This window comes from Citrobacter sp. RHBSTW-00944 (genome assembly GCF_013615435.1).
GTDB lineage: Bacteria > Pseudomonadota > Gammaproteobacteria > Enterobacterales > Enterobacteriaceae > Citrobacter > Citrobacter braakii.
In genome coordinates, this window is the sequence record NZ_CP055418.1 from 3889660 (window position 1) to 3904456 (window position 14797).

Consider the following 14797-nt stretch of genomic DNA (forward strand, 5'->3'; position numbering starts at 1 on the left):
CGCACTATGACTCAGAAAAATTTCGTTGAACTGCGCAACGTCACTAAACGATTTGGCAGCAACACGGTTATCGACAATATCAACCTCACCATTCCGCAGGGGCAAATGGTAACGCTGCTCGGCCCGTCCGGCTGCGGTAAAACCACCATCTTGCGTCTGGTTGCCGGGCTGGAAAAACCGAGCGAAGGACAAATTTTCATTGATGGCGAAGACGTTACCCATCGTTCTATTCAGCAGCGCGATATCTGTATGGTGTTTCAGTCATATGCCCTGTTCCCGCACATGTCGTTAGGGGAGAACATCGGTTATGGCCTGAAGATGCTCGGCGTGTCGCGCGCGGAGGTGAAAACCCGCGTCAAAGAGGCGCTGGCGATGGTGGATCTGGAAGGATTTGAAGACCGCTTTGTCGATCAGATCTCCGGCGGTCAGCAGCAGCGCGTGGCGCTGGCCCGTGCGTTGATCCTCAAACCGAAAGTGCTGCTGTTTGATGAACCGTTAAGTAACCTGGACGCCAACCTGCGTCGCAGCATGCGCGACAAAATCCGCGAGCTGCAAAAGCAGTTTGATATCACCTCGCTGTACGTCACCCACGATCAAAGCGAAGCCTTTGCGGTTTCCGATACCGTACTGGTGATGAACAAGGGACACATCATGCAGATCGGCTCGCCGCAGGATCTCTATCGCCAGCCCGCCTCCCGCTTTATGGCGAGCTTTATGGGCGATGCCAACCTGTTCCCGGCCACCTTCAGCGACAGATACGTTGATATCTACGGCTATCATCTGCCGCGCCCACTGCACTTTAGCGATCAAGGCGAGGGCATGGTAGGCGTGCGCCCGGAAGCGATCACCCTCAGCGACCGCGGCGAAGAGAGCCAGCGCTGCGTGATCCGCCACGTCGCGTATATGGGACCCCAATATGAGGTCACGGTGGAGTGGCACGGACAGGAGATTTTATTGCAGGTCAACGCTACGCGTCTGCAGCCGGACGTCGGCGAGCAGTATTATCTCGAAATCCATCCGTACGGCATGTTTGTGCTGGCGGATGCGGCATAAAGTGTTACCCATGTTTCCGGTTCATACCGTATCGCCATCCGGCAAAAATGCCCGATGGCGGCTTACGTCTTATCGGGCCTGAACTTGAACTTTTAACGCGGCAATATCCGCAGGCGTGGTGCGACAGCACCCGCCAATCAATCGTGCGCCAGCGGCCTGCCACTGTGGCAGATAATCCGCCAGTTGCGCACAAGACTCACCGTGATGATGCCAGGTTTTGCTCGCGGCATCGTACTGCTCGCCCGAATTCGGATACACCACCAGCGGCAGCGCCGTTAAGCCGTGTAAATGCTGCAACGCAGCGGTGGTGTTTTCCAGCGCAATGCAGTTAATGCCTAACGCCACCACCTGCGGATAATCCGCCAGCAACGCGACCACGTCACGCAGCGGCGTACCGTCGCTCAGGTGCTCGCTGTCACGCAGAGTAAATGAGAACCAGGCACGCGCACGCGGGTACGCGGTCAACAGCGCAGCCAGTGCGCCAATCTCGACAAAATTCGGCAGAGTTTCGCAGGCCAGCAGATCGGCCCCGGCATCCAGCAATGCTTCCACGCGCGGGCGATGAAACGCCTGGAACGCCTCGGCGCTGCGCTGGTAATCGCCACGGTATTCAGAGCCGTCCGCCAGATACGCGCCGTAAGGTCCGACAGATCCCGCCACCAACAGCGTGCCCGCTTGCGGGTTCTCTGCCAGATACGCTTCACGCGCTTTACGCGCCAGCTCCACGCTTTTGCCAATCAGCGCTTTCGACTGCGCTTCATCCAGGCCACGCGCGGCAAAGCCCGCCGGTGTCGCCTGATAGCTGGCGGTGATCGCGCATTGCGCCCCCGCCCGGTAATAATCAAGATGCACTTCGCGGATAAGCTCCGGGTTTTCTACCAGCACTTTGGCTGACCACAGGCTGTCGGCTAAGTTACACCCTCGCGCTTCCAGCTCCGTCGCCATCGCGCCATCCAGTAACAGGACATCCTGTTTCTCAAGGAGAGCGCGTAACGGATTATTCTGCGACATGTTCTGGCTCCTGTTTTGCGTTACGGGGTTGAGTAAGGAAATATGCACCATAGCACAACGCAACAAACGGTAACCCGCACCACAACGCAATTCTCTGCGCTGGATCGAATGCCAGCCCTACACAGGCCACCAGGCACAACACAAATCCCAATACCGGCACCAGCGGATACCACGGCGCACGATAATGTAATGCACTCAATGCCTTACCCTGTTGCAGATGACGGCGGCGAAAAACAAAGTGCGAGGCGCAGATGCTCAGCCACACCGCCACCACCGCAAACCCGGAGATTGCCGACAGCGCGACAAATACCGTGTCCGGGGCCACCACGCTGGAAAACAGCGCCAGTACGCCGCCGAGCATACTGACCGACAGCGCCGTCAGCGGCACGCCGTTTTTCGTTACTCGCCCAAAACAGGCTGGCAGCGTACGTTCATTCGACAGCGACCAGAGCATGCGCCCGGAGGCATACAGCCCGGAGTTCGCCGCAGAAAGAATGGCTGTCAGGATCACGAAGTTAAAAATATCGGCGGCGTACGGAATACCTACCTTCTCAAACACCAGCACAAACGGGCTTTTCTCCACGCCCGCCTGCTGCATCGGGATCAGCGCCGCCAGCACAAACACGGTGCCGATAAAGAAAATAATCAGTCGCGCGATGGTGGTACGAATCGCCACCGGGATCACCTTGCGCGGATTTTCCGTTTCACCGGCGGCAATACCGATAAGCTCAGTTCCCGAAAAAGCAAAGTTCACCGCCACCATAGTCATCAGGATCGGTAAGCCGCCATGCGGGAACCAACCTTCCGCCGTGATATTACTCAGCCCCGGCGCGGGCGAGCCATCCTGCATCGGGATAAAGCCAAAAATCGCCGCCCCACCAAGGATAATAAAGGCGATGATAGTGACCACTTTCACCAACGAGAACCAGAACTCCCCTTCGGCAAAAAAGCGCGTGGAGATAACGTTCAGGCCAAAAATAATCACACAGAACACCACGCACCAGACCCATACCGGCACCAGCGGAAACCAGTACTGCATACAGAATCCGGCAGCGGTAAAACTCGAACCAAGCGCCACGGTCCAGGTCAGCCAGTAGAGCCAGGCCACGGTATACCCCGTCGCCGGGCCGAGATAGCGCGAGGCATAGACGTGAAACGCCCCGGTCTCCGGCATCGCGACCGACAGCTCGCCCAGACACTGCATAACCAGCCAGACCACCAGCGCGCCAATCAGATAGGCCAGCAGCGTTCCCGCGGCCCCGGTAGTGGAGATGATGTAGCCGGTATTGAAGAATAACCCTGTGCCAATCACGCCGCCTAAGGAGAGCATAATCAGGTGACGCGTTTTCATCGTGCGCTTGAGTGGCGCATTTTGTTGTGTTGTTTGCATATAACCTTCCAAACGTATGGACATCTAAACATCCAAAGAAGGTGTGTTATACCGCGTTTGTTAACACAATGCAAAGTCAACCCTGCACCAGACGCAGATGACCGCGCCGGGCGCTTAATATCGGGTGGGGGTTAATTATCAAATATAAAAAGGGCCGCCAGCTCATAACGCCTCCGTTGCCAGGCTTTACATAAACTCTGGCAACGTCATCGCCGGCTGGCGTTCACCCGGAAGTGGGAACCGTATCTCCCCACTCATACAACCGAACGATTGTTTATGAGCCACTGGTCGGGATCGGCATCTGCGATTTACGGCTCATCAGGAAAAATACCGCCAGCCCTGCCAGTAAAATGCCCGGCGCAGAAGCTGCCATCACGCCTACCGTTCCAGTGCCGAGCGCTAACATTTTTCCTGCCAGCAGCGGGCCGCTCATCGCCCCCAGACGCCCAACGGCGACGGCGGTACCCACGCCTGTCGCGCGGATCTGCGTGCTGTAAAACAGCGGAGCCAGCGCATACAGCACGCTTTGTCCTCCAGTGGCAAACATCCCCGCCACAAATCCAGCCATCAGCATACCGCTCAATGACGACACCGTCCCCAGCGCCAGCAGCGAAGCCAACATCCCGGTGTAGATCAGAAGCGACATGACCACCGGGCGCAGTTTGTCCATTAACGCCCCGAGAATTAACGTGCCGCTGGCCGCACCGATTTGCAGAGCAAACATCACGCCAGCCGCCTGCGAGGGCTGAAAGCCCTGCTCCACCAGCAGCATCGGCAGCCAGTTGATCAGCATATACACCACCAGCAGGGTGAAGAAATAGCACAGCCACAGCAGCAGCGTGGCTGTCGCGGTAGCAGGTGCGAACAGGGCGCGCAACGGCGCGGCGGCCACCTGTGTTTGCTGGGCATAAATCTGTGATTCTGGCAGCCAGCGCATCAACAACGGCACCAGCAGCAGCGGGATCACTCCGCCAACCCAGAACACCGTTTGCCAGGCGGCGGCCAGACCGCTAAACCCGAGCGCCGCCGCTAACGCCGCGCCAATCGGCACGCCACAGTACATCAGGCTCACCGCCGTACCGCGAAAACGCGGGCCCGCCGCTTCGGAGGTCAGCGCGATCAGATTCGGCAACGCCGCGCCCAACCCGACGCCGGTCATCAGACGGGCAAACACCAGCGACGAGAAATCCCAGGAAATCGCCGTCGCCAGCGAGAACAGACCGAACAGCGCCACGGAGGCAATAAGAATGCGCTTGCGCCCATAGCGATCGGCCAGCATGCCGCCCACCAGCGCGCCGGGCAGCAGTCCGAGAATGCCCGCACTGAAGATCCAGCCCATCTGCATTTTATCCAGCGCAAACGCCTGGGCGATACCGACGGCAGCGATCCCGGCGGCCTGTAGATCCAGCCCTTCCATCAGGGCAACTAAAAAGCAAAGCCCGACGGTTAACGTCAGGCGGTAAGATGTGGGGGTACGGGTAGTCATAAGATGTACCTCAGAGGTCACGATGCAGGTGAGTCGCGGCTGATACGTTGCCAGCCGCGTAATCATTTTTATTTGCTATTGCGCAGATCCAGCGCCACGTCGACGATCATATCTTCCTGGCCGCCCACCATTCGGCGTTTGCCCAGCTCAACCAGAATATCGACCGCGCTCAGGCCATAACGCGCCGCCGCCACTTCGCAGTGACGCAAGAAGCTGGAGTACACCCCGGCATAGCCCAGTGCCAGCGTTTCGCGATCCACCCGCACCGGACGGTCCTGCAATGGACGCACCAGATCGTCGGCGGCGTCCATCAGCGCATACAGATCGGTGCCGTGCTGCCAGCCGAGCTTATCCGCAGCGGCGATAAACACTTCCAGCGGCGCGTTGCCCGCGCCAGCGCCCATACCCGCCAGGCTGGCGTCGATACGGTCGCAGCCCTCTTCCACCGCGGCAATCGAGTTCGCCACGCCGAGGCTCAGGTTGTGATGCGCATGCATTCCGGTTTCTGTCTCCGGCTTCAGCACCGCTTTCAGGGCGCGGAAGCGGGCGCGAATATCGCTCATATTCATCGCCCCGCCAGAATCGACCACGTAGATACACGTCGCGCCGTAGTTTTCCATCAGCTTCGCCTGCTGCGCCAGATTCTCCGGCGTGGTCATATGGCTCATCATCAGAAAGCCGACGGTATCCATGCCAAGCTCACGCGCGTACTGAATATGCTGGGCCGACACGTCCGCTTCGGTGCAGTGGGTCGCCACGCGCACTACTCGCGCGCCGGCCTGATACGCGTTTTTCAAGTCATGAAGAGTGCCGATGCCCGGCAGCAACAGCGTGGCGATCTTTGCGTGTTTGACCACGTCTGCTGCCGCTTCAATCCACTCGAGATCGCTGTGCGCGCCAAAGCCGTAGTTAAAGCTGGAACCTTGTAAACCGTCGCCGTGGGCCACCTCAATGGAATCAACCCGCGCGTCGTCCAGCGCTTTGGCAATCTGGCGTACGTTTTCCAGCGAATACTGGTGACGAATCGCATGCATACCGTCGCGCAGGGTCACGTCAGAGATATAGAGTTTTTTACCGTTCATGCTGCTTCTCCTGCCTGACGGGTGAGTGACTGCGCCATCTGCTCAGCGGTCGCCAGCGCGCTGGAAGTCATAATGTCGAGGTTGCCCGCGTAGGCGGGTAAATAGTGCGCCGCCCCTTCCACTTCCAGATACACCGCGGTTTTCAGCCCGGAAAACTGACCAATACCCGGCAGATTCACCGGTTTATCCTCCGGGATGACTTCAAACTGGACGCGCTGTTTCAGGCGATAGCCCGGCACATACGCCTGCACCGCCGCCGCCATGTCATTAATCGACGCTTCAACTTCAAGCTGAGAGGCCGCTTCGCTCAACACATACACCGTGTCGCGCATCATCAGCGGCGGCTCAGCCGGGTTAAGTACGATAATGGCTTTGCCTTTGGCCGCGCCCCCCACCACTTCAATCGCCTTCGAGGTGGTTTCGGTAAACTCGTCGATATTGGCGCGGGTGCCCGGTCCCGCAGATTTACTGGCGATCGAGGCGATAATTTCGGCGTAATGGACTTTTGCCACGCGAGAAATCGCCGCCACCATCGGGATGGTCGCCTGCCCGCCGCAGGTCACCATATTGACGTTCTGCTGGTTAACGTTGGCCTCCAGATTCACCACCGGGACGCAGTACGGGCCGATCGCTGCGGGCGTCAGGTCAATCAGACGGATCCCCGGTTTTACGGCGCGCAGCGCGGCGTCATTTTTCACGTGCGCGCCCGCGCTGGTGGCATCAAACACGATGTCGATGTCAGCGAATTCTGGCATCGCAAGAAGCCCCGTCACCCCTTCATGGGTGGTGGCAACGCCCATACGCCGGGCGCGTGCCAGACCGTCGGATTGCGGATCAATCCCCACCATCACCGCCATCTCCAGACGTACGCCGTGACGCAGAATTTTAATCATCAAATCGGTGCCGATGTTGCCAGAGCCGATAATGGCGACTTTACGCTTACTCATGACTGACTTCCTTTTGTAACCGCCGCTGAAAAGGTGGCGGCAACTGAACCAATACCGTCGATATGGGCTTCAAAACGATCGCCCGCATTCACCGCCACCATCGGGCCTAACGCCCCGGTGAGAATAATGTCCCCGGCACGCAGCGGCTCGCCGAGGCTGGCCATTTTGCGCGCCAGCCACACGGCGGCGTTGATCGGATGTCCCAGACATTCGCTACCGCGCCCGCTGGAAACCTCTTCGTTATTGCGCGTCATTTTCATCGCGCAGTTTTTCAGATCTAATCCTGCCGGACGTTGTGCCGGGCCGCCGACCACATACACGCCACAGGAGGCGTTATCCGCCACGGTATCAACAAACTTGATCGACCAGTCGCGAATACGGCTGCCGACCACTTCCAGCGCGGGTAGCACCCACTCGATGGCGTTGTACAGCTCGTCAAAGGTGGTATCGGCATTGGGCAGATCGCGGTTCAGCACCAGCGCAATCTCCGCTTCAATACGCGGTTGTAGCACGCGGGCAAACGCAATGGTGTCGTTGTCGCCGTAGCACATGTCGGCGAACAGCGTGCCGAAGTCCGGCTGATCGACGCCCAGCTGCTGTTGCACTTTCGGGTGCGTCAGCCCCACTTTGCGCCCGACGACGCGACGCCCTCGCGCCACGTCATACTGCACATTGATACGCTGAATGGCGTAGGCCGCTTCGGCGTTATCCACGCCGATCAGTTCACGCAACGGGGCGATAGCGTCCCCTTTTTCCTCAGCCTGACGTAAATCGGCGGCTAACTGCTCAAGATTAAGATTCGTCATGTCCGTTCCTTAAGGGCGTGCGAGGAAGTTCAGCACCAGCTGGTTAAAAGCATCCGCATGTTCCCACTGTGCCCAGTGCCCGCAGTCGCGGTAGATGTGCAGCTCAGACCCGGCAATCCCGGAGAGCAGGCGCAGGCCGGCGTCCATCGGCACGAAGCGGTCGTTGCGTCCCCAGACAATCAGGGTCTGGGCTTTGATTTCCCCCAGGCGCGGGCTGAAATCCGGAAACTGTTTCGGGTTGGCTTCAAGGCTGTGGACAAAGTTTTCCAGGTGATCGCGACGCGACAGCATGTTATTCAGACGCGCCTCAAACAGCGCCTCGGTCAAGTCGCTGGTGTCGAAGACAAAGATCTCCATCATCAGCTTCAGGTTCTCGATGGTCGGTTCGCGGTACAGCTGATTCAGGCGCTTGATGCCTTCGGTCGGCATCGGGGTAAACAGGCTCATGCCCCCCGTCCCGCCGCCCATCAGCACCAGCTTGCCAACACGCTCCGGCCAGCTCAGGGTGAACGCCACGGCACTGTGGCCCCCCATCGAGTTGCCCAGCAGATGGATTTTCTGAATATCCAACTGATCGACCACGCTTTTCAGGATGCGAGCATTAAGATCGGATCGCGAACCGCGGTTAACGATGCCATCGCTTTTGCCCCAGCCAGGATAATCCAGCAGGATCACCCGGTATCCAGCCTCCACCAGCGGATCGATATTGCGGCTGAAGTTCGCCCAGCCCGTCGCACCCGGACCAGATCCATGCAACAGCACGACGGTCTCTTCGCCCTGCCCACAGTCATTGAAATGCACGCGCAGCGTTTCGCCTGCTTCCTGCACCTGCAGAAAACGACTGGTTGCGGCTTCGGTTTGCGGTTGGTAAGTCATGATGTTCTCCTGCATATTCAGTTCTGTTTCAGTTCTGTTTCAGTTCTGTGTGGTGGCGCTCAGGGAGCCGAATCCAGCGATCCACTCTGGGATCGGGCGGTAATAACGGCCTTCGCTGCGCCAGTTGCCAAAGGCAGAAATAGCGGCGAAGGCAGCAACCCAGGTTTTAACTTCGTGCGTTGATTTGCCCGCCATCGCGGACAGTTCTTCGTTACTGACCGCGTCCAGCTCCTGCAAACGCCCCTGCTCAAGCAGCGTCATAAAGCGGTTATCCCAGACAGGGTTAAGCGGATGCAGCGTGTTTTGATCGGCCACAAACTTCTCAGCAGCGCTGATCACCCGCTGCTGGCGCAGCTCGCGCTCGTTTTCAGGTAGTTGTTTGCCGCTGCCGAGCAGGCGGTCGCGCATATGGGCATCAGCCTTCGCCAGCTCCGGGACCGGCGGCTGATGCGACAGGCCGCCGGAGCCTAAAAACAGCACACGCTGATTCAGCGAGCTGGCGAATCGGCCAATCGCTTCACCGAGCATGCGGGTACGCTGAAAGCCCGGCAGCGGCGTGGCGACGCCGTTAATAAACACTGGCAGCACCGGCACGTTATCCAGACCGCCGAGCAAAAACTCCAGCGGCTGCGCGAAGCCGTGATCGACCTGCATGTTGTAGGACACGGCGAGATCGATGCCGCTTTTCATTACCGCGTGGGCGCAGGCTTCAGCGAGATCTGTCGGCACCGGCAGTTCCCCCGCCGCGCTACCGAAATCGCCGATCGCCGTAGCGCCTACGCCTAAACAGAACGGCGGCATCACGTCGTAGAAAAATCCGTTGTAGTGATCGGGGGCAAACAGCACCACCAGTTCAGGGTCGAACGCCGCAATACGTGCTCGGGCGCTGGCGATCACACCGTTAACCTCGTCGAGCACGGCCTGCGCCGGGTCGACGTAACCCACCAGCGGCGAGTGGGAAAGACAGTGAAGATAAGCGTGCATATCAGGCCACCTTTTCAGCGGGAATGTGGGCATTAACGCGGGTGAGCGTCATCACCGACGCCAGTTTATTCAGGGTATTACCCAGGGTTTGCGGAATGGCGATGGCGGCCACAAAGCGGTCCGGGCGTATCACCACCAGCGCGGCGTTGTGCTGGGCAAACCACGTGCGCAGGCGGTTTTGCTTATCGCCAATGCGGGTAACGCCGTCGTGGTTATCCTGATCGGTTTGTATCTGTGTATCCGGCACCACCTGGATAAACTGCGTCCCCAGCGCCTGCCACTGTTGGATCTGCGCCTCGCTCATGCCCCACAGCGGGTTACAGCCCCAACCGATCACCGCGAAATTCGGTCCGATGACGTTGTCGAGCAGCGTCACTTCACCTGATTCCAGCGTTACCTTCGGCTGGATAAACATCTTGCCAACGGGGGAGGTTTTCGCGTCGCCTTCACGCACCAGCGCCCCGGCGTGGTACTGCGGCATCGGCTTAAAGCGCATTTCAAGGAAGTAGCATTTGACCGGCGGAATGTAGTTCAGCAGCCAGGAAACCCCGTCGCGCACCGCGCCGTGCCAGCGTTTCGGCGGCGCAAGTACGTTGCCTGCGGTCACCGAGAGATCGATCATCGCTTTGGCATGGTCGCGGCGCTCCTGCTGGTAGGTATCCAACAGCGCATCACCGGCTTTGCCCTCAATCACCAGCGCCAGTTTCCACGCCAGATTGAAAGCATCGCGCATGCCACTGTTGTACCCCTGCCCCTGCCAGACCGGCATAATGTGCGCCGCATCGCCCGCCAGCAGCACGCGGTCAATGCGAAAACGTTCGGCCAGACGTGCGTTATGGGTATATACGCGCTGGCGGATCAGCTCGACGTTGTCCGGGTTCGGCAGCACTTTGCTCAAAAGCTGGCGCATATTCTGCGGTTCGCTGAGCTGCGCTTCGGTTTCCCCTGGCATTACCATAAATTCAAAGCGGCGCACCGCGTGCGGCAGCGCGGCGGAGACATACGGGCGCACCGGATCGCAGCACAGATACACATGCGGCGTGCTGAGCGGATCGTTAGCGATATCCACCACAATCCACTGATTCGGCGCGGTTTTGCCTTCAAATGGCACATTCAGCGAACGCCTGACGTTGCTGGCCCCACCGTCGCAGGCCACCAGCCACTGAGCTTTCACCGTTTCACGCTGGCCATCCGGCGCTTTCAGGTTCAACGTCACTTCACCATTTTGCTGGCTGAAGGCTTCCAGTTCGCGGGAGAACAGGCAGCGCACGTTGGGAAAACGCGACAGCCCTTCCAGCATCACCGCATCCACCTGCGGCTGAATAAACGCGTTGCGGCGCGACCAGCCAAATTCGTCGGTCATCGGCTGGATATCAGCAAAACAGCGCCCTTTCGGGGTGAGAAAGCGCATCGCATGCCACGGCGTGGTGTGCGGCAGAACATTTTCGACCAGACCGACGGACTGCATGGTGCGCAGCGCTTCATCGTCAATGCCGATGGCGCGAGGATAGTCGATAAGGGTATCGAGCTTCTCCACCACCAGCACCTCAATGCCCATCTGGCCAAGATAGTTCGCCATCATCAGCCCTACCGGACCGGCTCCGGCAATCGCTACCTGCACGGTGTGCTGCACAGCGGGTTGGATATCTGGATTTATTGTTGTCATTTCAGAACCTCACTACTCGGACAAAATGCAATTGCAGACCCTGGTGAGGCGCAATTGTTTTTTTTGTTAAAAGAATGTGAATAATTTTTTATTGTGCGGTCAGTATAGAAGTGAGTTTTTGCGCTACAATCAAAACATGCCTGAATGTGCACTAAGTGCACAACGTTGTTTTAACTGTAGATTTATCAATAAATATGAAAAGTGACGACAGTACCGAATACAAAACCGTGCGCGGGTTAACGCGCGGACTAATGTTATTAAATATGTTAAATCGCCTCGACGGCGGGGCCAGCGTTGGCCTGCTGGCAGAGCTGAGCGGCCTGCACCGCACCACGGTCAGGCGACTACTGGAAACCCTGCAGGATGAGGGTTACGTCCGGCGCAGTCTGTCCGATGACAGCTTTCGCTTAACCATTAAGGTCCGTCAGCTCAGTGAGGGATTTCGTGACGAGCAGTGGATTTCTGCGCTCGCCGCCCCGCTGTTGGGAGATTTGCTGCGCGAGGTCATCTGGCCGACCGACGTTTCCACGCTGGATGTGGACGCGATGGTGGTGCGTGAAACCACCCATCGCTTCAGCCGCCTGTCGTTTCATCGGGCGATGGTCGGGCGTCGTTTGCCGCTGCTGAAAACCGCATCCGGCCTGACCTGGCTGGCATTTAGCCCGGAGAATGAACGTCAGGAACTGATTGAAATGCTGGCTTCACGACCAGGAGATGAGTTCCAGTTGGCGCGCGAACCGCTGAAGCTCGACGCCATTTTGAGCCGTGCGCGAAAAGACGGTTTTGGCCAGAACTTTCGCGGTTGGGATCAGGAGGAGAAAATCGCCTCCATCGCCGTCCCCATTCGCAGTGAACAGCGGGTGATCGGCTGCCTGAATCTGGTGTATATGGCCAGCGCCATGACCATCGAACAGGCCGCGGAAAAACATCTTCCGGCCTTACAAAAGGTGGCGAAACAGATAGAGGACGGCGTTGAGTCGCAGGAGATTTTGGTTGCCGGGAGGTGAGATGGATCACAGTTAAGCGGATCATCGGATTAATAGCTGAGATAACTCACTCACCAACCGATATAACACTGTGGCGTCTTGCCCTAAATATATCTTCATCACATAGTGTGCATTCGTTTTCTGCCAGGAGGCTGCATGTTAAAGGTCATTGCCGAAGATTTCATCAAACCTGAGTATATTGAAACCGTTCTCCCTTTGTACCGTGAGCTAATATCGGCGACGAAGAAAGAACCGCAATGCATTGCTTATGACCTCTATATTGATGAAAAAGATCCGGGGCATTTTATTTTTATCGAAGAATGGCCAAACCACGCGGCTCTCGATGAACATTGTGCCAGTGAGCATTTCCGGCGACTTGTGCCGTTAATCGATCAATACACGCGCCAGGAAGCACGTTACATACTGATGGATGACGTGGTAATTCCAGGTGCCTCGTCAAAATAAAAAAACAGAATGGAATTTGCTATTTGGCTCAAATGGATATTCCCTTCTGACAAAAATACGCATAAAAAAACCGAAACCCCGCTTCTGAAAAGAGCAGGATTTCGGTTTTCATTCACTCTGAAGGGCTTCAGACCTTAAGCAGTTTCACCGTCTCGTCGATGTCGATTTCATCTTCCGAGAAGATCAGCGTCGTGCCCTGGAAGGTGGTGATGGCCAGCTTTTTCAGCGTGCGCATTTCACCAGGCTTCACGTCTGATTTCGGTCGGATGCTGTTCATCAGCACACCAACGGACAGCACCGCATTTTCTTTGTCGATACGAGTCTCAGCAGGGACTTCTTCGCTGTAGACCAGGTAAGACTTGATCGCCGTGAGCTTCAGACGCTCGCCCGCGATATAGATGTATTTGCTGTCGGGTATGACTTTTACCGCGTAGGCAGATAAGCCTTTGTTGTTAGTGGTGGGCTCAAAGGTCACCGCCGCGTCTTTCTTGATCAGCTCAGGATTAGCAACCTTAATCACATGAAAATAGCGGTTGTCGCCGTTTTCATCTTTGATAAATCCAAAGCCTTTATCTTTAAACCACGTTGTGATTGTTCCGTTCATTGCTGTTTCCGCCTGATTAAACCTATTACTTGTAGAGTATACCTACTCAATTTGCGCGCAGTGTAAAACACAGGCCATGTCTTTGGCTACTCGTTACCCCAACGATTGAGGAACTCCGCGATATCATCGATACGCTGTGCGTCGACTCCGGCCTTGGTTGCCATCTCCTGCTGCGCTTCTTCGCTGATCTCTTCATTGTTCATCAAACGAGTGATCAACTGCTGGAAGTAGTGTGCCAGTGCGTCGCGTTCTGTATCGCTCACCGGCTTTGCAGCTTCAGTCGCGTATTCGTCGGCGATATCATAAAATTTTAGCGGAATGTCGTTGTTCATCGGGTGCTCCGGGGTAAATGCGTGTGCCAGCAGTTGCCTGCCGCGTCTGGTGTGAATGATAGCATTCTTATTTCATGGTTCGCGATCTGTTTTATTGGCTGCAATACGTTGCATATAAACACTATTTTCTGGAGTCGCTTCGTATTTAATAAATCAGCCCATATTTAAATGACGTTTTTTTCAGTACGAGATAATGGCTGCGAATTAAATAAAGAGTCGCAAAGGAAATATTCAATTACTTTAATTCTAATTACATTATCGATCTCTGCCATCTGCTATTGGCCCAATTTCATCGCTAGTCGCCCATTTGCCCACATTCATCTTCTGGGTAACAGTCTACGATGACACCACTGACCCAACATGTGGAGCAAACACCATGAACATCACGCAAATCCGTAACGCCACACAGCGCATCACCTTTGGCGGCGATTAGCCACGTTTTTGCGCCAGCCAGATGGTATGCCCGGCGCAGTGCGGATCTTCCATCACCATCTCTACCACCACAAAACCGTGCGCTGACAGCAATGCTCGGTATTCATCCGGCGCGAGGCTGGCGTGAAACAGCGACTCGCCCTCAAATTGCCCCATCGCGATACCGTTTTCCGTCCCGCTGGTAAACATCAGCGCGCTGCCGGGACGGCTGAGTCGGTCAAAAATCGGGAACATCTTTTGCTGATCCTGCTGAGTTAAATGGAAAAAGCTGTCCCAGGCGATCAGACCATCGAAAGTCTCGTTAAGTCCCAGCTCGCGCATATCCTGCTCCAGCCAGCGCTGTGCGGGAAAAGAGTGCCGGGCCCGCGCCAGCATCGCCGCAGAACCATCAATTCCCGTAAGCGGAAAGCCTTGCTGAATAAAATAACCAGCAATCGGCTGACCGTTGCCGCAGCCAATATCCACAATGCTGCCCTGCCCGCCCATCACGGTGATGAACTTATCCAGCCAGTTTTTCTCGAACAGTGCGCGTGAACGCTGGCTGGCAAAGGCCTCCGCATGACGTTGGTAGATGGACAGAATGTTGTTTGCCGCAGAGTCGCTCACGATGTCCTCACTTTTTTATTCTGTTAAGCATCACGACGATAAATCCTCCAGCACACGATCCGCAACCCTGG

General features: G+C 56.8%; 15 protein-coding genes. 3 read left to right on the forward strand and 12 right to left on the reverse strand.

The genetic code is table 11. The features are described 5' to 3' along the window. Nucleotides 1-6: 6 nt before the first annotated feature. The gene (fbpC, locus tag HV334_RS18715; protein ID WP_181220769.1) at nucleotides 7-1053 is read left to right on the forward strand and encodes a ferric ABC transporter ATP-binding protein; all 1047 of its coding nucleotides are present in this window, start codon (nucleotides 7-9) and stop codon (nucleotides 1051-1053) included. Between the two features lie 69 nt (nucleotides 1054-1122). Here the strand turns inward: fbpC and mmuM are convergent, their stop codons facing one another. The 9 genes from mmuM to HV334_RS18760 form a co-directional block, all read right to left on the reverse strand. Further along, nucleotides 1123-2064 (reverse strand): homocysteine S-methyltransferase, encoded by a 942-nt coding sequence (gene mmuM / locus HV334_RS18720; protein WP_181220770.1) that lies wholly within the window; start codon nucleotides 2062-2064, stop codon nucleotides 1123-1125. Beyond that, nucleotides 2051-3454, reverse strand: coding sequence for an S-methylmethionine permease (gene mmuP, locus HV334_RS18725; protein ID WP_181220771.1), 1404 nt, complete (start codon nucleotides 3452-3454; stop codon nucleotides 2051-2053). Before mmuP ends, mmuM begins: the two co-directional genes overlap by 14 nt. A gap of 274 nt (nucleotides 3455-3728) precedes the next feature. Next, nucleotides 3729-4940, reverse strand: coding sequence for a 3-(3-hydroxy-phenyl)propionate transporter MhpT (gene mhpT, locus HV334_RS18730; protein WP_181220772.1), 1212 nt, complete (start codon nucleotides 4938-4940; stop codon nucleotides 3729-3731). 68 nt (nucleotides 4941-5008) lie between these two features. Beyond that, complete coding sequence (gene mhpE / locus HV334_RS18735; protein WP_016151976.1) at nucleotides 5009-6022, reverse strand: 4-hydroxy-2-oxovalerate aldolase; 1014 nt, start codon at nucleotides 6020-6022, stop codon at nucleotides 5009-5011. Then, entirely contained in the window at nucleotides 6019-6969 is a 951-nt protein-coding gene (gene mhpF, locus HV334_RS18740) for an acetaldehyde dehydrogenase (protein WP_181220773.1), read from the reverse strand. The genes mhpE and mhpF overlap by 4 nt, the downstream gene beginning before the upstream one ends. Continuing rightward, nucleotides 6966-7775 carry a 2-keto-4-pentenoate hydratase gene (mhpD, locus tag HV334_RS18745; protein ID WP_016151974.1) on the reverse strand — a complete coding sequence of 270 codons (810 nt, stop codon included), beginning with the start codon at nucleotides 7773-7775 and terminating at the stop codon, nucleotides 6966-6968. The genes mhpF and mhpD overlap by 4 nt, the downstream gene beginning before the upstream one ends. Before the next feature lie 9 nt (nucleotides 7776-7784). Next, on the reverse strand, nucleotides 7785-8651 hold the full coding sequence (gene mhpC, locus HV334_RS18750) for a 2-hydroxy-6-oxonona-2,4-dienedioate hydrolase (protein WP_181220774.1): 867 nt from the start codon (nucleotides 8649-8651) through the stop codon (nucleotides 7785-7787). 39 nt (nucleotides 8652-8690) lie between these two features. Continuing rightward, on the reverse strand, nucleotides 8691-9635 hold the full coding sequence (gene mhpB / locus HV334_RS18755) for a 2,3-dihydroxyphenylpropionate/2,3-dihydroxicinnamic acid 1,2-dioxygenase (RefSeq protein WP_016151972.1): 945 nt from the start codon (nucleotides 9633-9635) through the stop codon (nucleotides 8691-8693). A 1-nt stretch (nucleotide 9636) separates the two neighbouring features. Continuing rightward, entirely contained in the window at nucleotides 9637-11301 is a 1665-nt protein-coding gene (locus HV334_RS18760; protein ID WP_181220775.1) for a bifunctional 3-(3-hydroxy-phenyl)propionate/3-hydroxycinnamic acid hydroxylase, read from the reverse strand. A 194-nt stretch (nucleotides 11302-11495) separates the two neighbouring features. Here HV334_RS18760 and HV334_RS18765 point away from each other — a divergent pair, with 194 nt between their 5' ends. Then, entirely contained in the window at nucleotides 11496-12308 is an 813-nt protein-coding gene (locus HV334_RS18765; protein ID WP_080860313.1) for a DNA-binding transcriptional regulator, read from the forward strand. A 135-nt stretch (nucleotides 12309-12443) separates the two neighbouring features. Then, the gene (locus tag HV334_RS18770) at nucleotides 12444-12752 is read left to right on the forward strand and encodes a putative quinol monooxygenase (RefSeq protein ID WP_019076121.1); all 309 of its coding nucleotides are present in this window, start codon (nucleotides 12444-12446) and stop codon (nucleotides 12750-12752) included. Nucleotides 12753-12879: 127 nt separating this feature from the next. Here HV334_RS18770 and HV334_RS18775 read toward each other — a convergent pair whose 3' ends face one another. The 3 genes from HV334_RS18775 to HV334_RS18785 all read right to left on the reverse strand — a co-directional run bounded on the left by HV334_RS18775 (nucleotide 12880) and on the right by HV334_RS18785 (nucleotide 14726). Further along, nucleotides 12880-13356, reverse strand: coding sequence for a cold shock domain-containing protein (locus HV334_RS18775; RefSeq protein WP_016151966.1), 477 nt, complete (start codon nucleotides 13354-13356; stop codon nucleotides 12880-12882). Between the two features lie 86 nt (nucleotides 13357-13442). Continuing rightward, nucleotides 13443-13688: a YmjA family protein gene (locus HV334_RS18780; protein ID WP_053390019.1), complete on the reverse strand. Its 246-nt coding sequence runs from the start codon at nucleotides 13686-13688 to the stop codon at nucleotides 13443-13445. Between the two features lie 429 nt (nucleotides 13689-14117). Next, nucleotides 14118-14726, reverse strand: a complete 609-nt coding sequence (locus HV334_RS18785) for a class I SAM-dependent methyltransferase (RefSeq protein WP_181220776.1) — start codon at nucleotides 14724-14726, stop codon at nucleotides 14118-14120. Nucleotides 14727-14797: the final 71 nt, after the last annotated feature.